Below are 19,987 nucleotides of genomic sequence, written 5' to 3'. Positions count from 1 at the left end.
CGGGTGGGACCGTCACTCCGCTGCCCGGGCACCATCCCCGTCTTCAAGACGGTGAACCCCAGGTCCTCGCTGCTGCCGATATAGATGGTGGGCTCGCCGGGTACCGCTTCGGGGGCAGATCGTTGGAGTTCATCCGGTGGATGACGAAACCCAGATCGCCGAGCATGTCCCGGTAGTGCATGAATTCCGGGTCCGCCAGGTTGGTGCGGGTGGTGATGTAGTGCACGGCGTCGACGCCATCGCGAAGGGCGGCCCGGGCGGCGGAGAACAGGAACAGCCACGACTTGCCCTCGCCGGCCATCATGTTCACGACATGGCCATCGGAGAACGCGTTCGAGGCCGACAACTGCGTCCAGCGCAGCGACACATTTTCCTTCCGGTACACCGCTTCGTAGAGCGCGGCGAGCGCGTCATCCGGACTTCCGTTGTGCATCAGGTTCTGCAACGCCTCGTCGCTGATCTTGTTCAGTCGCAGATTCTCGGGCACCCACGAAGCCGACCGGTCCGCGACGTTGTAAAGCATCCGTGCCGCGTCGTGTGCCTTATTGGCACTCGCCAACCAGCCTTCGAACGAGGCCGGGGACACCGGCTCAGCCGTCGTCGTCCAGCCGCCCTCGGGTGCACGCACGAAGGTGACGGGATTGGCCAAGCGCTTGCCAGTCTCCGCGTCCAGCATCTGCCGGAAGGCGACCACTTGCCCGGTCCCCTTGTCGGTCACACGCTCGAACGTGCGTGGCGGCGCGCTCGCCCCGCCGCCCTCCATCGGCAACGACACCGACTTGTCCAGCTTGTCGATCTTGTCGACGATCAGTTCGCCGGACTTCTTTCGCGCCGGCGACCAAACGCCGTCCAGGCCACGCTCGTAGCTGACGCCATAGGGAGTGTCGCTCTCGAGTCCGCCACCATCGGGAGTGTCCGCCGGGCTGTCCTGCTCGGACTCGTCCTGTCGCGTCCCGGAGCCCGCTGGGGGGCTCTCGTCCGCCCGGACCGGCTCCCCGGACATCGACCTCCACTTGGCATAGTCGCCATCGGTGAGGATGGGGGGCGAGTCGGTATCGCCGCCCCGGGAGTAACCGAACGATTCCAACAGGTCCCAGTCGGCGCTGGTGAGCGGAGGAGGCCCGTTATCCCTGCCCTGGCCGTAACCCTGCAAATATGCCTGGTAGTCGGTAGTGGGGCGGGGCAGCGGTGGCTGTGGAGGTGGTGCCGGTTGCGGAGGCCGTCCAGCACGCGAGCCGGCGCGGCTCACTTTGCCGGGCAGCACGACATGCTGCAGTTCGCGAGCGCCGTCGATCACCGCCTTGGATCCAGCAGGCAGCTCGACCTGGACCTCTTTCGACCGGCCCACGAGTGCGCGCACCACCTTGCGAACGCCGGTTGCAGGCACCGTGAGCGAGCCGGCGCCCTGCGCGACGTACCAGCCCTTGCTGTCGAGGTTCCACGTCGTACCGGCCACCTCGACCGAACCCAATGTCGGGTAGACGGACAACTGTTCGGCAGGTAGTGCGTCCGGACCGCCGCTGACCACGTCCGGGTGTGACTCCGCTACGGGCTCCAGTCCATCCTCGGACGGCCGGCCACTGTCGGCCAACCCAAGCCCGGCCACGCCCTCGTGCGAGGCCTCGTCGAGAACCGCGAGATCCGTCGCCGTCAGCCTGAGGGCCGGTGCCTCCCCCTCGCCGAGACCGAGGAAAAGAAGAACCTTCTGTGCCGAGTCGTTTGCCGTCTCGTAGAAGTCCCACCGAAGCTGGCCGCTACCCGGCCCCCAAGGGTCCTCCGCCGAGTCGAACATCTCCACCGGTACGCGGCTGGACACGTTCCATTCCCACCCTTTGCCGCCGACTTCGGAGTCGCGGCGTCGAGAGCGATATGGACCTGATCGCCATTGTCGAAGCGATGCTTCGAGTTGACGTGCTTGTCCAGCAGCGCTTGTATCTCGGCGGCCCGCTCGCGCATCACCGAGCCATGTACACCACCTGACGGTGACACCAGGTCGATCGGCACCCTGAATTCCCGAACCCAGCTGCCCGGGCTGATCTCGAACCGGCTTACGTCGTGCCGGATCCACCTGATCTTCCCCTGCCCCTTTCCTCCCCCGGCAAAGCCATCGGCGTTCGTGTCGAGATGCGCGTCCGCGACTCTCATCGGCACAGCCATGTCCCGGCGAGCGCTCTGGACGACATCATGCGGCTTTGCGAAGGAGACCGGTGTACGCCCGTTCGCGGTGTTCGCTTCGTCCGCGCGGATCGGCACGCCAGGACGGTCCGGACCGGTGCCGAGCAGGAAAGCCGCTGTCTCCGAGGAAACAGCCGTTTCCGGCTTTTCCGTCCGTGATTTGTCCCCGGTGGATCGGCTGCTGTCCGAGCCCGGCTGCGACGTCGCCGATGTCGAACCGGCCGACGACGTGCTCGGCCGCGAGGATTCCAAGGGAAGCGCGTTGTCCGCGCCCCGCGAAATCACCGGCGACTGGCCTTCCGTACGTGGCACCGGCACGGCAGGCACCGCGGGTTTGCCCTGGACATCCGGCGTCCTGGAGTCGACCGAGGGCGCCGCCCGCGAGTCGATAAGCGGAACGACCTCTCCGTCCCGCGTGTCCGGGGCACCGGATTCACGGGTGCCGGACGCCACGGTCGAGTTCTCCGACACGGACGGCGGAGTCTGGTCCGCCGACTCGACGGATATCGGCCTTGTCTCCGACCGCCCACCGGCCGGGTCGGCCTGCATGGCAGGTTCGGACCGGGCCGGAAGCGGATCCTGCGGCGGTGCGCCGCCGGCCGGGGACTGCTGCTGGGAGAGTGCGGCCCCCTCGTTTTGCCGGGCGACGGGCTCGGGCCCAGACTGCACGATCTCCGGGCCTGACAGGGGAGCCTGGTCTTCTGCCCGCACCAGTGGCTGCGCGGCCGACTCCGGACCCGGCTGCGTGATCTCCGGGCCCGACTGTGTTATCGGACCGGTTGATTGCAGCGGTGTTTGGTTCCCGCCGTTCGTGCTCGCTCCACCAGGTGTTACTTCGCTTTGTGTGCGTGGTGGTTGTCCTCCGGTCGTCGACGATGCGGGGGTCGACGACGAGCCCTGCTGGACCGCGGTGTCCGTGCGCACTCCGGCGGGTGGCGCGGTCGACACGACCGCTGCGCCATCCGCCTCGGCGTCGCCGGGCCGGGCCCCCTCGGACCGTGCCGGCTGCCCGTCCTGGCCTCCGTGGACGCCCTGTTCTTCGGCCGGGCCAGTGACCGAGTCACGGGACACGATCGAGTCGGTGTCGGATCCTCCCCAGAGGGAGTCGGTGTCCGGTCTGCCGGATGCGCCGTTCGATCCTTCGGAGTCGGAGGTGCCGGAGCCGATCGACACGCTGTCCGAGTCCCATCCTCCGCCGCGCAGGTGGGGCATGGAGGAGCCGTCCGACCCGGTGGACACCACGGAATCCGCGTCCGAGTCACGAGACACCACGGTGTCGGCGTCCGAACCAAGCGACACGAATGAACCCGAATCGCGGGATGAGACCACAGTCTCGGCGTCGGAATCGCCGGACCAGGACAGGTCTTCGGTTTTGGTGGGGAGTCCGGATTCGGTGGCCGGGACACCGTTGTCCTGGCCGACCCCTTCCCCGAGGCCGAAGTCGCCTGGTGTGAACACGGTCCCGAGGGATCCGGTGCCGGTGCCCGCGACCTCACGGCCGGTGTCGCTTTTCTCGCTTGTCCCGCTTTCCAGCACCAGCGGGGCCTTTTCCGACATCTCGGATGTGAGGTTGTCGCTGGGTGCGGAGTTGCGGACTTCCTCCAGCCAGGGTCCGAGTTCGAGTTCGAGTTTGCCCTGTTTGAGCGCGGCGATGGTGTCTTTGAGGAACGGGACCCGATCGGCGATGAGATCGCTGAGGTTGTAGCGGTCGTTGCCCTTGAAGTCGGCGTGGTGCCTGCTCAGGGCGCCGAGCATCCCGGCATACCAGGGTCCGTGGCCGCCGGTGGCCATGTTCACCAGCGGGTTGCTCGCCACCACCATCCACACCTGGCCCACACCGTAACCACCCAACCCCAGGGCGTGCAGATAGCCCGGTATCCGTTTCTTGACCCGGTTGATCTCGGCCCGCAGTTCCGCGGCGATGGCCGCGTTGCCCGCCCCGGCGAACTTCCCGGAACTCCGCACGATGTCCTTGGCCAGCCCTTTGACCGCGCTGCCGGCCGCACCGACGGTCAGCCCGTGGAACAGGCCGAACGCCGCACCCCCGATCGCACCACCGATGGTGGACCTCGCGATCGATTTCCAATCGTATTCCCCCGCCCCGCGGTCTCCCCGTTCAGGTCTCCATGCCATATCTGACCGGTCTGGATACCCCAATCGAGGGTGAACATGAGCCCCGCGCCCGCGGCAGCGAACTTCGCCATGTCCGCACCGACCCGCAACGTCCCCAGCGCCGCCCGCTTGAACGTCATCCGCTGCATCTCCAGCAGCAACTGCTTCAAAATCGTGCGCAGCGTGAGCTGTGTCGCGGCCTTCACCGCGGGAATCATCCACGCCGTGAAAATGCTCCACGCCAGAAAGATGATGGTGGCCAGCGCGATCGCCCCGAACACCACCAGCATGATCTTGGCCTTCTGCGCATCCGCCGCCGCCGTCCGCGCCTCACTCGACAACCCCCGCGACTGCCCCGCCATCGTCCCGAGCCGCTTGACTTCGCTCTTGACCCACTCGATGGTTCGCTCCGCCGTCATACCCCGCATCGAACGACCCAAAGCCTCCGCCGCCCCCACCACCGCCTCAGCCTCAACCTCAGCCGCCTTCGCGAAATCCAGCCACGCACCACTCAACGACCGAAGACCACCCTCATCAGCCTCCGGCCACTTAATACCGATAACCACCTCAAAAAACTTCTGCAACTCCGAAGGCAAACGAGTAACACCAAACTCATCACCCATCCGCCTTCACCTTCGTCCTTATCTGAGATCCACACCCGGAAATGTTGATACCGATCGCGAGCGAGGAGCCGACTCAGCTCTCCTCTGGCGGTGTCCGATCCAATCTGACGGCCGCCTCGTGATCCAGATCCTCAAATGTGTCTATATTCTTGTCAGTGTTATTCGCCGACTCCACGATGGCCTTCGGATCAGTCGCACCGAATACCGTTATCTCAGTGGCAGTAGGTACATATTTATTGGCAAATGCCGCACCGATCTCGTCGGTACCCCAGCATTGGTCGTTGTGATCACATACCGCCTTGAGCGCGTTGAAGGATTTCTCCAAACGATTGCCCGAGTCACGCAGGGCGCCGGCTGCCCGGGAGGCCCCGTCCGGATCGAGATAGAACTCGTCAGTCATCCTTCCGCCCTCCGCCGTCCGAGCGGCCCTTCTCCGTACCGCTACCGAAACCATCCACTCCGCCGATCCCATCGAACATCGGACCGATCAGCGAGTTGAGCATTTCCATCGGGTCGATTTTGCCGCTCGCGATCGCGTCGATATCGATCCCGGGAAGCGTGCCCGCTCCCGTTCCCATCACCTCGGTCATCTTCGCCATGGTTTCCGCCTTGCCGCGCTGGAGCGTCTCTACGATGGCCGCGGCAAGTTGAGCGGGAGCGAGGGTTCGATACTTCGACTGGTTGAACACCATTTCGATCAGTTCGCCACGCCCGTCGAAGGTCATCTCGAAGGATTTGTCCTTGGCGCGTACAGTCGTCCGCCCTTCTTCCCAGACCTTCCCCAACTCCGCGAGCTTGCGCCGCTCCGCGTCCAGCGTCGCCATCGCTTCGTCGAGGCCCTTGTCCAGATCGAATCCACCTGAGGTCACCGTCAACTCCTTCTCTCCAAGATGCGCGCCACGATCTCGTCCGGAGACTCGTCCGGCGCCGATTCGGCCGACGCTCGCTCCGGTTTGCCGATTGCCGAGGGGGTACCGTGCGAGTAGTCCCAGACTGCGGGATCCGGACCGGGCACGATCTCGGAACTGCGCTCTTTGTTCTCTTCCGGCTGCCCGCCCATGCCGCCCATTCCCATCATCGGCCCCATCGGACCGCCTTCCAGCGGGGCACTCCCCGATGCAGGTGTGGACGCGCTCGCGTTCACCGGGAGAGCGCCTGGCAGAGCCGAAGCACCTTCCGCCGCCAACGCCCGGACCGGAAGCACGTTCTGCGGGGCGCCTCCTCCTGCGGCGGCGTCAAGGCCCTGCGGTGCACGCTCGGCGGTGACGAACTGCGCCACCGAGGGCAGTGCGGGCGACCCGCCGGATGTCGCCTGAGCATTCGCGACGGGTTCGCTCTCGAAACGGGCGACCACCACCGGATCGGCGACCGTCGCGGGCCGCGCCTCCTTCTTCTCCTTCTCCGCAGCCCCTTCCTCGCCTTCAGACACGGTGACCGGCCGCTCCTCGGTTCCCGGCGCTTTTCTGTCCTCGCGGCGCCGCGCCGCCGCGGACGTGCCCGCGGGCAGCCCCCACCCGACGAGGCCGCCATCAAGGTCGGTCACACTCTGGCGCCGCCCGAGAACGCCCTCGACAACTTCATCCGAGGCCGCGCCCGATACCGCCGAACCGGGCGCGCGCCGGCCAGGCACCGAGCGATCCTCGCCCGCGGCCCCCATGAACATCCCCGGCATGACCGGGATCGCCTCGTCCTGTCCGGCATCCGCCGGCTTGGCACGGCCGATGACCGAATCGCCGACGTAGCCCCCTCCGCCGGGCGACAGCTGGAAAGCCTGTACGACATCGGCGTGCTTCGACGACGAGCCGCCGTGGGCACTGCCGCCCGCACCGCCGCCGGATCCACTCGAAGCTCCGCCCAAGACCCCGGCGGCCCCGACCGCGAACGGCAGAATGGGCTGCGCTCCCTCCGGCGTTCCGGACAACGACACGTCGGCCTCACCCCTCGGGGCCAGGCCCATCGCGAGAGAACCCCCAAGGGGCAAGCCGTTCACGCTGCCCTCTGCAGGCGGGGTGACGTCGTTATGGACAACCGTGATCGGATCGCCGCCGGCCCCGGCGGTACCCGGGCCATTCCCGGCGTTTGCCTTTCCACCCGGCGCAGGCGTGGTCTCGGGAAGCGGGGCGATACCAGTCCCGATGTCGCGGTAGGCCGTGCACAGGTCGTGCACGATCCGCAGCGCGGTCTGCTGATTGCCCTTCTCCACGACATCGGCGGGCGGCGCTCCGGTGACGAGTGGTGCGGCGGCCTGCTGCGCCTTCTGCGCCTGAAGGTCCTTGAGCCGCTGCTGGCCCATGGCGAGCGCGTCCCCAACCTGACGCAAACGGGTGCCGTAACCAGGATCCTGCATCGAGTGCAGGACATTCGTGATGGCGCCGGAAGTCTCCTGCGCCACGTTCTCGAAGCTCTCCTCGATCTTGCCGGTCCAGGCTTCCTGCAGCTGACGCGCTTCGCGGCGGAAGGCGTCACGCACCTCCTGCAACCGCGCCGCGGCCGCGTCGAACACCTGCGCCCGTTGATAGAAGACGTCCGGGTTGACCTCATTCACCAGCTGAGCCAGCTGGTCGAGGTTCAGCTGCTCCAGAGCCGGGTCGGGCAGTGGCGGCGGTGCGGGGTCAGCGGAAAACTCAACCATGGGTCAGCTCCTGCCCAGCACCGAGGACGGCGGCGATTCGGAATCGTCGTTCCACGCACTGTTGTCGGCCTGCATCCAGATCTGGGGCTCCCGTTGCTTGTCCTCCTGGCCACCGCCACCCGCGCCACCCATACCGCCCATCGGCATTCCGCCCATCGGCATCCCCTCCGAACCCGGCCCCATGGCCATCGCCGAACCAAAGGGAGCCGCCTGTGCCCGGGAACCCGCCGCCGCCAGTCCGAGCTGCTGACCGGGCTGGGTGTCGAACCGGGAGCCGGAACCCGTCCCGCCACCTCCAGCGCCGCCCGCTCCACCGGACTCGAGTGCCAAGCTCTCTCCGAGCGGACTCAGTCCGCCCGCCCCACCACCGCTGCCTCCACCGACACCACCACCGGTCGCCCCGCCCGGAGCGAGGAAGTCGTTCATGGCCGCCCTCTTGTCGGCCGCCGCGGTCGTGGCCGCGTCAACCCCGTCGATGGCCTTCAACGCGGCGGCCTTCGCGTCGGCCAGCGCCTGTGTCCGTTCCGGGCTGTCACCCGGCTGGGCCAGGGCATCGAACGCCTTGACGGTGTCCGCCTTGGCGTCCTCGATAGCCTTCTGATAGCCGGGATCGCTGGGATCGAGTGCGGTGTCGATACCGTCGATGGCCTTCAGCGCGGCCTCTTCGGCGTCGGCCAGCGCTTGCGTCCGTTCCGCGCTGTCACCGGGCTCCGCCAAGGTATCGAACGCCTTGAGGGTGTCCTCCTTCGCAGCTTCGACGGCCTCGTGGTGCTCGGGATCGATGAGCTTGTCGATCGCGTCGCCCGCTGCCTGCTTGGCGTCCTCGAGCGCCTCCTTCGCCGCCGGATCATCGGTCTTGGCGATCAGGTCGTCGAGCGCCTTCTCCACGTCGCCCTTCGCGTCCAAGTAGGTCTCTTGAAGCTTCGGGTCCACAGGCTCAGCGCCGCCGAGCCCCTCGTTCACCGCGGCTTTCGCGTCTTCGAGTGCCTGCTTCGCCGCCGGATCATCGGCCTTGGCGATCAGGTCGTCGAGCACCTTGCCCGCCGCATTCTGTGCGTCTTCACGTGCCTTCGCCGGATCGCCGCTTTCGGTCGCGATTTCGCCGATCGCCTTTTCGGCGGCCTCCTTGGCATCCTCGAGCGCTTTCTTCTCGGCCGGGTTGTCGGCCTTCTCGATCAGGTCGTCGAACGTCTTACCCGCTGCGTTCTTGGCGTCGTCAAGTGCTTTCGCCCTCGCCGGGCTCGTCCCCGCACCACTGCCGCCGCCAGGCGCGCCACCACCGTAGAGGCCGTCGATCGCTTTCTTGGCGTCGTCGAGACTTTCCTGGTAGGCCGGGCTGGGCGCGCCGGCACCACTGCCTGCGCCAAGGGTGTCGATCGCCTTCTTCGCGTCGTCGAGTCCCGCCTGATACTCCGGACTGGGCGCGCCGGCACCGCCCTCGGTGAGGGTGTCGATCGCCTTCTTCGCGTTGTCAAGTCCGGCCTGATACGCCGGACTGGGTGCGCCACCACCGGCGCCGCCGCCGCCTGTGCCGGCGCCACCACCAGGGACGCCGGAACCGCTTCCGCCGCCGACACCACCACCCGCTGTACTAACGGGATCAAAGGCCTTCTGTTGGTATGACGGACTAAGAGGATCCAACAACGGGCCTTGGACAGTCTGTCCCGCACCGGCGGATCCCGCGCTCTCGGTGGTGAGGCCGCTCGGATAAGTATTTTGGTACAGCGAGTCAAGATTCTGGTACTGCAGGTCCGATAGCCCACTGCCACCGCCACTGCCACTACCGCTGCCTCCACCACTGCCGCCGGTCAGGACCCGCAGCGGGGTGAAATCCTGGCCTCGGTTGTTGTACTGCACCCCGAGACCTTCGAGCATTTGGCGGAGACGGGAGATCAGCTTGTCTTCGGCTTGGGCACGCGTGTGTTCGACGTCCCTGGCGAGACCCGCCGTGATGAGCGCGATCTCAGCAGTACTGTTCGCGTTCAAGAGGGCGACGTTGGCAGCCGCCTTCAAGATCTCGGCTGCCTGAGCCCGCTGCTGATGCGACTTTTCGATCGTGTCCCACCACGCTGCCGCGAAAGCCCGGATCGCATGCCCGATACCCCCACGTTCCCGGGATAATCCTTGCCGCTCAACGTCTGGTAGAGTTCCTCGCTCTTCTTGAACAGGCCTGTCGCGTACTTGTCGAACGCTTCACCTGCTTCGCCCTTGAGGCTCTCCCGTACGGCCTTGATCTCAGTGGCGATCTTGCTGTTGACATCACCCAACTGCTTCGCCGCGTTCCCGACCTTCGTGGCGAACTCATACCACGCATCAGCTTGAGTGCTCTTCGAGAGGCTGCCGCCGGTCGTGATGTCACCCACCGCCGCGCCGATCTGGTCCCAGTTCGAGTACTGCGCGACGTTCATCGGCGGAGCAGACGAGTTGTACGCACCGGGAACCTGCGTCGACAATTCGGGCATAGCGAAGAATCCTCACCGAGAGAACTGGTCAACCGGACAGCGATACGAAACGGGAAGAACTGCGAATACATGAAGGCTGTCGATCAGCCGGGAGGCTTGACCGACAAACTGCAGATACCACCGCAATGCTTGAAAGTACTACTCACCTGGCCTTATCCAGGTAGTCGGAATACTCCGACACCTCCTCCTCGTCGTTCTCCTCGACGGGAGGAGCGACATCTTCAGGATCCTTCCGCACCTCGTCAGCCGATGAAACTTCGGACCTCTCCGTCAGAGATTCTTCCGACTTCTCCACTGGCGAGTCTTCAGACGAAGAGCTGTTCGCGTCGAAGGACGAGATGTCCTGCCGGATGGTCGACTGCAGCTCGGCGATACTCGCCTTGATCCGCTTGGCGTTCTCACCGTCCGCGTTCTCGAACTCATTGGCGATCTGAGTCAGCGTCGTATCCATGTTCCTCAAGGCGATCTGCAGATGCTCTGCGTGCGCGACGATACCGTTGACACGATCCTGCACGATCTGCTCGAGCCACTTCGCGACCTCGAAACTCCCGGCATTCGGAACTGTCACCTTGAGCGCCGTGAACGCGGACATGTCGTTCATGATGTCGCCTAGCTTGCCCGCCGACAGCCTGATCGCCGCTGGGTCAAATTCCATGGACATGGCGAACCTCCTTAACTAGTCGAGACTCCAGGCCGGAGCGCTTCCAGTCGCTTGCCGAAATAGGGCCGAAGACGGTGTACCGGGCCGATCGGGACGACCCGGTACACCGTCCGGCCCGCTAGATGCTGCTGGCACCACGACTGTCTTGTGCCTTCATCGCTTCCGCGGCATTACGGAGCGCCACATTAAGATTGTTGAGATTATCTCGGTGGCCGTGAAGTTCGTTCCGGAGGCCATTGGAGCGCTCGTCGTAGCGGTTGGCTGTATCACCCTTCCATTCGATCATGATGCGCTTGACATCACTCTCGAGTTCGTTAGTCTGCCCCTCGATCTCAGTGGCCTTCCTGGACATCATGCTCAAGCACTCTTCGATGACCGGGTAGTCATATGTGATGGTTGCGTCAGTCACGTCTCTGATCCTTTTCGGGTAGGCACGTTGGGTAATTTTGAGACGGTGGGGACTAGGCGCCCAGGAAGTTTCCGGTGTCCATCGACAGGCGGTTGATGGTATCCATGTGTTCCTGGTCGGTTTCGTCCTGCTTACCTGCCTCAGTGCGGATGTCGCCCGCCATCGCGCGCAGATTAGCGAGCACTGAATTCCGGACCGATTCCACCCAGTTGTCGCATGTGGTGCTCAGTGCCCGGGTCGCCCCACTCGGGCTTGCGGCCAAGGTCGCGTTGACCTGAGCCTTCAACTGGTCGAGCTGTTTGCTGATGCTGTCCGCGACCTCCTCGTGCCGTGTCGCCTGCTGGTCGATCGTCGTCACATTGAGCTGCGTTGAATGCGCCACTTCAAGTCTCCCGCAAATAGTCGCTACGTCTGGTCATCCTCGGCTCAGGCAGCCGGTAGGCTCGCTGCTCCCTGAAGACTAGGTTTCCCGAACCGGAAGATCGTCCTCGTCGCCCACTCCCCGGCGTACCTGGGAAATTCCCCCCATGAGGGACCGAACGGCGGTCACGGTCGCGGCGCCTGACCCTGTAACGCGCCGGCCACACTGAGCAGCGGACCGGCCGGTAGCAGCGCGAGAAGTTCCGCCGGCACGCGGATCACCGAGGATTCCGTATAACCGAGCGCACCCATCACCTCGGCGTCGGCGAGCGGGTACCTGATGCCGACTTCGGTGACGAGATACACGGTGCCGGACGGCGCACCGGGAGCTGGTGTCTCCCTGGCGAGCACTCCCCCGCCGGCGGGAATGGACACGAGGTCCGCCGTCGATCCCGCGACATGCTGGGCCACGGGGACAGCCTGAGCCGTCACCGACGCCGACGGCAGCAACTCGGCCACCACGCCCATCTCCCCTGTGGCAGAGGGAATCAGCCGGGTACACGCCAAGGAGTCACGCGTCGGGGTGACTACCTCGGGCGGTTCCGGCGGTAGGCCTGCGACGAGATCCAGGCCGGACGACGCCGCTACACCTGACAGCGCCGCCGGTCCCACCTGGATCGGCGCGACCGGCTCGCCGGGGTAAGCGCCTCGCGTGGAGGGAGCCGCGAGCACCAGCGCCGCGGTGGTGCGGCTCAAGGGAGCGATCCCATCCTGCCGGACCAGGTAGAGCTGGGCGGAGCTGATCGCCGGGTTGCGGACCTCGTAGACCTGGCCGACCACGCTCGGGCGTCCGTCTATCCGAGGGCCGGGTTCGCCGATTCCCGGCGTCACCGGTACCGAGATGTCCTGCGCTTGGGGAATCGTGTTCAGCCACGCCGTGGTGACTGCTACCGGCACGACGTCGCCGTATCCGAGCGTCTGCAGCACCGCGCGACCGGCCACTCGGTGGCGCTTTCCCTGCCACAGCAGGAAGCTTGTTCCGTCCGAAGTGGATACAAGCAGAGCTTGTCTGTCTGCCAGCACTCGACCCGCCCGTGGCCCGAGCAGCAAGGTCACTTTCGGCCCGGGGGGAGTGCCGGTGGCGTCCGGTTGGACACAGACCGTCCACGGTCCACCTTTGAGTTTGCCCGCGTCAGGCAACGCGTCCGGGGCACCGACGATCCCGATCGGCTGACCCACCGGAGTATCGCCCAAGGAGTTCTGTGACACCGAAACCACCGCGCCGGTCCCGGATTTCCCGCCGACCAGCCGCGCGGACGAGTAGTTCAGCACCGGCCGGAGCTGGCCGTCGAGATAGACGTATCGCGCACCAGTGGTCTTGTTCATGACGATAGTCCCCGGCTGGCGCCAAGAGTTGTCCCCGCCGGGAACGAAGAGACCGTAGATCCCGAAGACCGCCATGAGCAACGCGGCCAGCATGATCCCCAGGACAGTGCCGGTGTTCAGGCGTCTGTTCGGTGCCTGCACCACATCGGGCCTGCCGTGGGTGACCGCCGCCGCCAGCCGGCCGACCACGAAGAAATAGGCCTGCACTTGGTCTTTGCGGGACTTCATCAGCCGCCCAGGCCTCTCATGGTTGCGTACACATGGAGGATTTGCAGCAGAATCGGGATGATCGCGATGGAGGTCAGCAGCTCCAGGATCTCCACCGCGCGGCCCCAGTACGGCCGCAGCCGGATCCCCGGCAACTTCTTGCTGAACAGCAGCAACAGCACACCGGCGGCGACCAGCGGCAGGAAGATCGCGAGCACTCTCCCGAAGAGGGTCTGTTCGCCCGCGATATGCACGAGGTTGGCCACGACACACACGGCCGCCGGTACCAGTATCGCCCAGCGCTGCGTCAATCCGGCGGGATGGCGCGCACGCAGGAACAACAGGAACGCCATCACCAGCGAGAGCACCATGGACCAGCCGTGCCCTCCGGAGACCAGTATCGGCAGCTGCACCGTCTGCGCGGCGCCAAGGCCCACGTGCAGCGCGGTGGAGTAGCCGACGGTGGCCGCGCCTCGTTCCACGACGAGCTCGTGTCGCACGGGCTCGATGTCCTCGTTGAGTTCGTCCGCGTCGCCCGGCAACATCGGCAGGGTCAGGCCGGACAATCGGAACGCCCCGGACGGCACGAAGATCCCGATGATCAGGGAGACCACCAACCCGATCCCGACCGCCTGCGACGCCGTCGCCGATGTCAGCGAGCCGATGAGTCCGGTGATCACCAGATTGCCGGCGAACATCATCGCACCGGCGAACACCAAGGCCGCGTCGGCGACCGCGACCACCCCGATGACCAGTGCGAGCAGCCCGCCTGCGGCCGAGCCGGTCATCTCGATCATCCAGATGGCACCCGGATCGAGTGTCTGAACCAGGAGTACCCCGCCCAGCGCTCCGTAACCCGCCGCGACACCCGCCACGACAGTCGCCAGCTGCGGGTCGCTGGCTCCCCTGGCCACCAGCGCGCTACCCACGAGCAGGAGCACCGTGAAGGCCCACGCGAGAAAGGCCTGGATCGCCACCGAGCCACTGCCGGGCAGCAGCCAGGCACCGAGCAGCAGGGTCACTCCGGCGGCGATGCGCAGCATCCAGCGGGTCCGCGCCGGATTCCAGGCACTGGGATGCCGGCGGACCTGTTCACCGACACCGTCGACCAGATCGTCGAAGTCGATCGCCGCGAGCTGGTCCACTCGCGGTCGCAAGTGGACGGTCTCGCCGTCGAGCAGATTGAGCTCGGCCAACGTGCGGTCTTCGTCCAGTGGCGCCTCGCCGAGACGCTGCACTACCCATCCTTCGTGATCCGCACCCTGCTCGACCTGCTCGGCGCCGAACTGCGGGAGGATCGCGGGCAGCAGTTCGACCAGCGTCACCTCGGCAGGCAACGCCACATCCGTCGCCCGTTTCCCGAGAACGAACCGTAGCCGGACCGATGTCGTTGTGCGATGCTGTGTCTGCTCTTCCATCGACGTTCAGGTCCTTCCTTCCCAGGTCAAAGACCGTGAACCGGCCTCAAGGTAGCGGCGCGCGCCCCGGGTCCTCCCCGTTCTCAAGCTCGACGCCACCAAATTGGGCAAGTCCACTCACCGAGGAGAGCCTGTGAGCACGACCCTGTTCGCCCGGCAGGCGCGACGCCCGAAACCGACCGCCCCGACCACCGAAATCGAGATCCAGGAACCACCCGCCGTTCCGGAGGACGCCGGCAGCGGAATCAGTTCGCTGCTGATGTACTTGCCGATGGGCCTCGGTTCCATGGCCATGGTGATGATGTTCGTCCGGCCGGGGTCCGGAGTGCTGGCCTACGTCGGCGGGGGCATGATGCTGCTCTCGGTCGTCGGCATGCTCATCGCACAGCTGATGCGCAGTTCGGTCACCCACAAGCAAAAACTGAACGGCGACCGGCGGGACTACATCCGCTACCTCGCCCAGCTGCGCAACCAGGTACGCACGTCACTCGGCGAGCAGCAGCGCGCGGCACGCTGGATCCACCCTGACCCGCATGGCCTGTGGTCCATCGCGCTGGGGTATCGCCTGTGGGAGCGCCGTCCCGCGCACGACGACTTCGGCGAGGTCCGCCTCGGGCTGGGCACGCAACGTTCCACGCTCAAGATGCAGCCGCCGAACACGAAGCCGATCGAGGATCTCGAACCGCTGTCCGCGCACGCGCTGCGCCGGTTCCTGCGGGCCTACTCCACTCTGTCCGACGCGCCGATCGCGGTGTACCTGCGAGGTTTCGGGCAGATCCAGTTCAGCGGTGACGATCAGGCCGTGCTGGGTCTCGTGCGGGCCATGCTCGCCCAGTTCGCCACCGCGCACGCGCCCGGCGATGTCCGGATCGCGGTCTGCGCCACCGACGAGCGGATCGACCGCTGGGACTGGCTGAAGTGGCTGCCACACAACCAGGACCTGGAAAGCCGGGACGCCGCCGGCGCACGACGGCTGGTCACCGACAGCATCGCCGAGATCGAACTGCTGCTCGGCGGCCCGGCGTTCACCGGCCGTCCCCGGTTCGAAGCCGACACCCCGATCACGGCGTCCGAGCCGTTCGTCGTCCTCGTCCTGGACGGCATCGTCCTGCCCGCCGACCACCGGGCCGCCGACGAGGGCTACCGCAACGCCGTGGTCCTGGACGTATCCGGCTCGCTGCCCTGGCAGCAGCGGGCCGGGGCGTTGTTCCTCGACGTCGGCACCGACCAGGCGCATACGGTGTCCTTCGACCGGCTGGGGAAACCTCGCAACACCCCGCTTTGCCGTCCGGACTCGCTGAGCGAGGTGGCGGCCACCGCGCTGGCCAGGACGATGGCCAGATTCAGGGTCGGTGAGGTGACCGAAGACGACGAGCCGATGGCCGCGGACTACGACCTCGCCGGTCTGCTCGGGCTCGGTGACGTCGCCACGTTCGAACCGACCAAGTACCGCCGCGAACGGATGACCAGCAAACGACGGCTGCGGGTCCCCATCGGGATCGCCGGCGGTGGAGCCCCGCTCGAACTCGACATCAAGGAGGCCGCCGAAGACGGGATGGGACCACACGGTCTGTGCATCGGCGCCACCGGTTCGGGCAAGAGCGAACTTCTGCGCACCCTCGTACTCGCGTTGGCGACAACACACTCCTCCGAAGATCTCAACTTCGTGCTCGTCGACTTCAAGGGCGGCGCGGCGTTCCTGGGGTTCGACCAGCTGCCGCATACGTCCGCGGTGATCACCAACCTCGCCGAGGAGCTCGAGCTGGTCGACCGGATGCAGGACGCGCTGACCGGTGAACTGAACCGTCGTCAAGAGCATCTGCGTGCGGCCGGCAACTATGCGTCGAGGCGTGATTACGAAGCCGCCCGCGCGCAAGGCGTGCAGCTGGAACCCATGCCCGCCCTGTTCATCGTGGTGGACGAATTCAGCGAGATGCTGTCCAGCAAACCCGAGTTCATCGACGTGTTCGCCATGATCGGCAGGCTCGGCCGGAGCCTCGGCGTGCATATGCTGCTGGCCTCGCAACGACTCGATGAAGGCCGGATCCACAAGGTCGAGACCCATCTGTCGTACCGGATCGGCCTGCGCACGTTCTCCGCGATGGAAAGCCGGAGCGTCATCGGCGTCCCGGACGCCTACGAACTGCCGAACAGCCCCGGCAACGGCTATTTGCGACCGGACACGCAGACGCTGATCCGTTTCAAGGGCGCGTTCTCCTCGGCGCCCTACCTGGCCAAACGCCGGCGCACCGGGATCGACTCGGTCGAGCAGCACGTCACGCCCTTCGGCACCCGGTACGTCGAGCCGCCGTCGGTACTCGAGCCGGAACCTGAGCCGGAGCCGGACGACTCGCAGGAATCCACCGACACCATGCTCGACGTCCTCCTCGAAAGGTTGCGCGACGTCGGCCCCCGCGCGCACCAGGTCTGGCTGCCCCCGCTGAAGAAACCGGCCACGCTGGACCAGTTGCTCCCGCCGCTGGTGGACCATGTCGAGCTCGGTCCGCGTCCGGTCGGCGACCTGCAGACGGCGAACCTCACCGTGCCGGTGGGCTTGATCGATCTCCCCGCGCAGCAACGCCGGGAACTGCTGACCGCCGACCTTTCCGGTGCCAAGGGAAACGTGGCGGTGGTCGGCGGGCCGCAGAGTGGCAAGAGCACCATGCTGCGCACCCTGATCGCCGGGCTCGCGCTGACGCACACCGCGGCGGAGGTGCAGTTCTACTGCCTCGACTTCGGTGGCACGCTCACCGCGCTGGCCAAACTCCCCCACGTCGGCAGCATCGCGAACAGGCTCGACCGGGATCGCGTGACCCGGACGGTACTGGAGGTCACCAACCTGATGACCCGTCGCGAAGGGATCTTCGCCGAGCACAACATCGACTCGATGGCCAGCTACCGGCGGGCCAGACAGCAGGGAAAATACACCGACATCGATCCGCACGGCGACGTGTTCCTCGTGGTCGACGGCTGGTACACCGTCCGGCAGGACTTCGAGGATGTCGAAGAGCGGTTCACCGAACTCGCCGCCCGCGGACTCAGCTTCGGCATCCATCTCGTGATCGCCACCAACCGCTGGTCGGAGATGCGGCCCTGGTTGCGCGACGTGATCGGCACCCGGTTCGAACTGAAACTCGGCGATCCGGTGGATTCGGAGATCAACAGCAGGTTCGCCGCGACCGTACCCGCCATCCCCGGCCGCGGCATCACCGTCGACAAATTGCACTTCCTCGCCGCGCTGCCCCGGATCGACGGCTACAGCGGCACCGACGACCTCGCCGACGCCACCGTGGAACTCGCCGAAGCCCTGGCCCTGCCGACCGCACCCGTCGCGCCGAAGGTGCGGCTGCTGCCGCACACGCTCTCGGTGACCGAACTGCCCGGACCGACAGCGCCCAGCCCCACCGCGGAAATGCGAATGGCCCTCGGCATCGAAGACGTCGAACTCGGGCCGCAGTGGCACGACTTCGACGCCAGCCCGCACCTGCTGATCTACGGAGACGCCGAGACCGGGAAAACCAACCTGCTGAGGCACATCGCCCGATCCGTCGTCGCGCACCACTCATCCGACGAGGCACGGGTGATGTTCGGCGACTTCCGGCGCGAACTGACCGATTCGATCCCGCCCGAGTACCAGCTCGAATACGCGGTCGGGGCGGAAGCCCTCACCAAGTCCATCGCGGGCGCGGCTCCGGTGTTCGAAAAGCGGATACCTGGCCCCGAAATCAGCCCGAGCCGGCTGCACAAACGTGACTGGTGGAAGGGCGGCCGCCTGTACATCATCATCGACGACTTCGAACTGGCCGAGTCCTCCGGTAGTTCCGGCCCGCTCGGGCCCCTGCTCCCGGTGATCCCGCAGGCCGCGGACGTCGGCGTCCATATCATCGTCGCGCGCAGCACCGCGGGCGCGAGCCGGTCCATGATGAACCCGGCGATCCGGCGGATGTGGGAGCTCGGCACCCCGGCGTTGTTGCTGTCCTGTCCGAAGACCGAAGGAGCGTTCCTCGGCAACGTGAAGCCCCGCGTCTTGCCCGCGGGTCGCGGACAGTTCATCAATCGCCGCCGTTCGGTGCGGCTGGTGCAGACCCCGCTGGTCGAGGGACCGGCGAAAGCTCACCAAGACTGATCGCACCCAGCTGGGCTGCTTTCCCGGCGGCACCGGCCCGACGTAAGCAGAGGTCGGACGCCAGGGTCCGTGAAGGCCTCCTTCCCTACTCTCAAGGTAGGGAAGGAGGCCCTTCACGGACCGGAGAATCGGTAGCTTCGCCCAGTTATAGAGAGGCAAGGCCACCGTGGCGTGTCGCGTACCGGAGACCGACCCGCCGGACCGATCGTGACCCCACTGCCCATAAGGGACATTTATGCGTCCGATTTGGGCGCTTTGCGCGGGGGTCGTGAGTGGTAAGGACGGTTAGAACCGTCCTTACCACTCACGACCCCCGCGAGAACCGGACATTCTGTGCCGGGCCCGCAAATCAGCCCGAAACCCTGCCATCGAGGGCGGCCCTCTTATCGCGAAGCCGGCCAAGACAACCTACGCGACAGGTGTTCGACGACGCCATGTGAGACTTACCCTCAATCCCTTGTGGACGGTCGAACTTCGGGTTTCGTCCCGCCACAAGGAGGTCTCATAGCGGCGCCACGCCGCGCCGGTTCCGATGGCACGCATTGAACGGGCCGTTCCTCGCAAATTTTGCGAGGAACGGCCCGTTCATTGCCACCGACCTGCGAGCTTCGGACACCGACCGGCATAGCGCCGCAATGACGGTCGTCATGGCGACCAGCACGAGAGATACGACGGTAGCCGGCCAAGCGGAACCGCGTGTTCACCTAGTGGCGTCGCCCCGGCCTCGACGCGGACGGCCACAACGCCATCACACCTGGCACCCTCAGGCGCCGGACCGTGAATCCTCCAGGACAGGCTGATGCTGGGCTTGGATTCGACCGGCAATGGAGCGTACAGCTGGTTCCAGGTCGGGCAGGAGCTCGACATCGCTGTCGGCGAAGTGGGGGTCGGTACGGATCTCCACCGCGTGGACCACCTCGTTCGAGAGGTTGATGGCGGCGTGAGGAACACCGGCAGGAATGAAAATGGAGTCGCCGGGCGAGTGGATGGCAGTGTGTTGAAGGTCGTCGCCATAGATCGTAGCCGCGACTCCAGCGATCACGGTCACGACGATGTCACTCGCGCAGTGGCGGTGCGCCCGGGTGTAATGGAGGGCGTTCATCGAGACGTAGCCGACGCCAAGGGTGCGGCTGCCGCATATGTCGCTGCTGATCGCTGTCGAGAGAAGTTGCCCCTGCGGGCCGACCTTCCGGGCAAGCGCATGGGTTGCGACAGGGTGGGTAATAGGCTCGATCATGTCAGATGAACTCCTTGGTCACGACCTGGTGGCGCACGTCGATCGTCTATCCAGAACACCGATTGCTGTACACATGCCGCCGGCGCTGAGGATTCGACAGGGTGAGCCGACAACATGCCTGTTGCCGATGACGAACAGACTGCCCACCACATGCGAGTGAACACGTGCCTGATTCGACC

At 66.0% G+C, this 19,987-nt stretch carries 14 protein-coding genes; 1 reads left to right on the top strand and 13 read right to left on the bottom strand.

Translation table 11 applies throughout. From position 1 onward, the window contains the following. Positions 1–43 precede the first annotated feature (43 nt). From MJQ72_RS20055 to eccD, 12 genes are all read right to left on the bottom strand, one after another. Entirely contained in the window at positions 44–1,792 is a 1,749-nt protein-coding gene (locus tag MJQ72_RS20055; RefSeq protein WP_396426993.1) for a hypothetical protein, read from the bottom strand. A 2,395-nt stretch (positions 1,793–4,187) separates the two neighbouring features. Beyond that, positions 4,188–4,910, bottom strand: coding sequence for a hypothetical protein (locus MJQ72_RS20050; RefSeq protein ID WP_240600896.1), 723 nt, complete (start codon positions 4,908–4,910; stop codon positions 4,188–4,190). A gap of 73 nt (positions 4,911–4,983) precedes the next feature. Then, on the bottom strand, positions 4,984–5,310 hold the full coding sequence (locus tag MJQ72_RS20045) for a hypothetical protein (RefSeq protein ID WP_240600895.1): 327 nt from the start codon (positions 5,308–5,310) through the stop codon (positions 4,984–4,986). Continuing rightward, complete coding sequence (locus tag MJQ72_RS20040; protein WP_240600894.1) at positions 5,303–5,779, bottom strand: YbaB/EbfC family DNA-binding protein; 477 nt, start codon at positions 5,777–5,779, stop codon at positions 5,303–5,305. Before MJQ72_RS20040 ends, MJQ72_RS20045 begins: the two co-directional genes overlap by 8 nt. Before the next feature lie 2 nt (positions 5,780–5,781). Next, positions 5,782–7,542, bottom strand: a complete 1,761-nt coding sequence (locus tag MJQ72_RS20035; protein WP_240600893.1) for a WXG100 family type VII secretion target — start codon at positions 7,540–7,542, stop codon at positions 5,782–5,784. Between the two features lie 3 nt (positions 7,543–7,545). Then, positions 7,546–9,555, bottom strand: a complete 2,010-nt coding sequence (locus tag MJQ72_RS20030; RefSeq protein WP_240601618.1) for a hypothetical protein — start codon at positions 9,553–9,555, stop codon at positions 7,546–7,548. Next, entirely contained in the window at positions 9,552–10,004 is a 453-nt protein-coding gene (locus MJQ72_RS20025; RefSeq protein ID WP_240600892.1) for a WXG100 family type VII secretion target, read from the bottom strand. Before MJQ72_RS20025 ends, MJQ72_RS20030 begins: the two co-directional genes overlap by 4 nt. A gap of 142 nt (positions 10,005–10,146) precedes the next feature. After that, positions 10,147–10,665, bottom strand: coding sequence for a hypothetical protein (locus tag MJQ72_RS20020; RefSeq protein WP_240600891.1), 519 nt, complete (start codon positions 10,663–10,665; stop codon positions 10,147–10,149). 118 nt (positions 10,666–10,783) lie between these two features. Continuing rightward, positions 10,784–11,074 carry a WXG100 family type VII secretion target gene (locus tag MJQ72_RS20015; RefSeq protein WP_240600890.1) on the bottom strand — a complete coding sequence of 97 codons (291 nt, stop codon included), beginning with the start codon at positions 11,072–11,074 and terminating at the stop codon, positions 10,784–10,786. 52 nt (positions 11,075–11,126) lie between these two features. Then, positions 11,127–11,456 carry a hypothetical protein gene (locus tag MJQ72_RS20010; protein ID WP_240600889.1) on the bottom strand — a complete coding sequence of 110 codons (330 nt, stop codon included), beginning with the start codon at positions 11,454–11,456 and terminating at the stop codon, positions 11,127–11,129. Positions 11,457–11,620: 164 nt separating this feature from the next. Then, positions 11,621–13,048 (bottom strand): type VII secretion protein EccB, encoded by a 1,428-nt coding sequence (gene eccB, locus MJQ72_RS20005; RefSeq protein ID WP_240600888.1) that lies wholly within the window; start codon positions 13,046–13,048, stop codon positions 11,621–11,623. Then, the gene (gene eccD / locus MJQ72_RS20000; RefSeq protein WP_240600887.1) at positions 13,048–14,445 is read right to left on the bottom strand and encodes a type VII secretion integral membrane protein EccD; all 1,398 of its coding nucleotides are present in this window, start codon (positions 14,443–14,445) and stop codon (positions 13,048–13,050) included. Before eccD ends, eccB begins: the two co-directional genes overlap by 1 nt. 133 nt (positions 14,446–14,578) lie before the next feature. Between eccD and eccCa the strand changes: the two genes are divergently transcribed. Further along, on the top strand, positions 14,579–18,571 hold the full coding sequence (gene eccCa, locus MJQ72_RS19995) for a type VII secretion protein EccCa (RefSeq protein WP_240600886.1): 3,993 nt from the start codon (positions 14,579–14,581) through the stop codon (positions 18,569–18,571). A gap of 763 nt (positions 18,572–19,334) precedes the next feature. Here eccCa and MJQ72_RS19990 read toward each other — a convergent pair. Then, positions 19,335–19,808: a cupin domain-containing protein gene (locus MJQ72_RS19990; RefSeq protein WP_240600885.1), complete on the bottom strand. Its 474-nt coding sequence runs from the start codon at positions 19,806–19,808 to the stop codon at positions 19,335–19,337. Positions 19,809–19,987: the final 179 nt, after the last annotated feature.

The sequence above is a fragment of the Amycolatopsis sp. EV170708-02-1 genome, assembly GCF_022479115.1.
Taxonomy (GTDB): Bacteria; Actinomycetota; Actinomycetes; order Mycobacteriales; family Pseudonocardiaceae; genus Amycolatopsis.
The sequence above is the reverse complement of the archived record's forward strand: the minus strand, read 5'-3'. Positions and strand labels throughout refer to the sequence as shown.

Coding starts and splice junctions, on each gene's coding strand:
- MJQ72_RS20055 (WP_396426993.1), bottom strand. CDS start 1,792: ATGTTCGACTCGGCGGAGGACCCTTGGGGGCCGGGTAGCGGCCAGCTT.
- MJQ72_RS20050 (WP_240600896.1), bottom strand. CDS start 4,910: ATGGGTGATGAGTTTGGTGTTACTCGTTTGCCTTCGGAGTTGCAGAAG.
- MJQ72_RS20045 (WP_240600895.1), bottom strand. CDS start 5,310: ATGACTGACGAGTTCTATCTCGATCCGGACGGGGCCTCCCGGGCAGCC.
- MJQ72_RS20035 (WP_240600893.1), bottom strand. CDS start 7,542: ATGGTTGAGTTTTCCGCTGACCCCGCACCGCCGCCACTGCCCGACCCG.
- MJQ72_RS20025 (WP_240600892.1), bottom strand. CDS start 10,004: ATGCCCGAATTGTCGACGCAGGTTCCCGGTGCGTACAACTCGTCTGCT.
- MJQ72_RS20020 (WP_240600891.1), bottom strand. CDS start 10,665: ATGTCCATGGAATTTGACCCAGCGGCGATCAGGCTGTCGGCGGGCAAG.
- eccB (WP_240600888.1), bottom strand. CDS start 13,048: ATGAAGTCCCGCAAAGACCAAGTGCAGGCCTATTTCTTCGTGGTCGGC.
- eccD (WP_240600887.1), bottom strand. CDS start 14,445: ATGGAAGAGCAGACACAGCATCGCACAACGACATCGGTCCGGCTACGG.
- MJQ72_RS19990 (WP_240600885.1), bottom strand. CDS start 19,808: ATGATCGAGCCTATTACCCACCCTGTCGCAACCCATGCGCTTGCCCGG.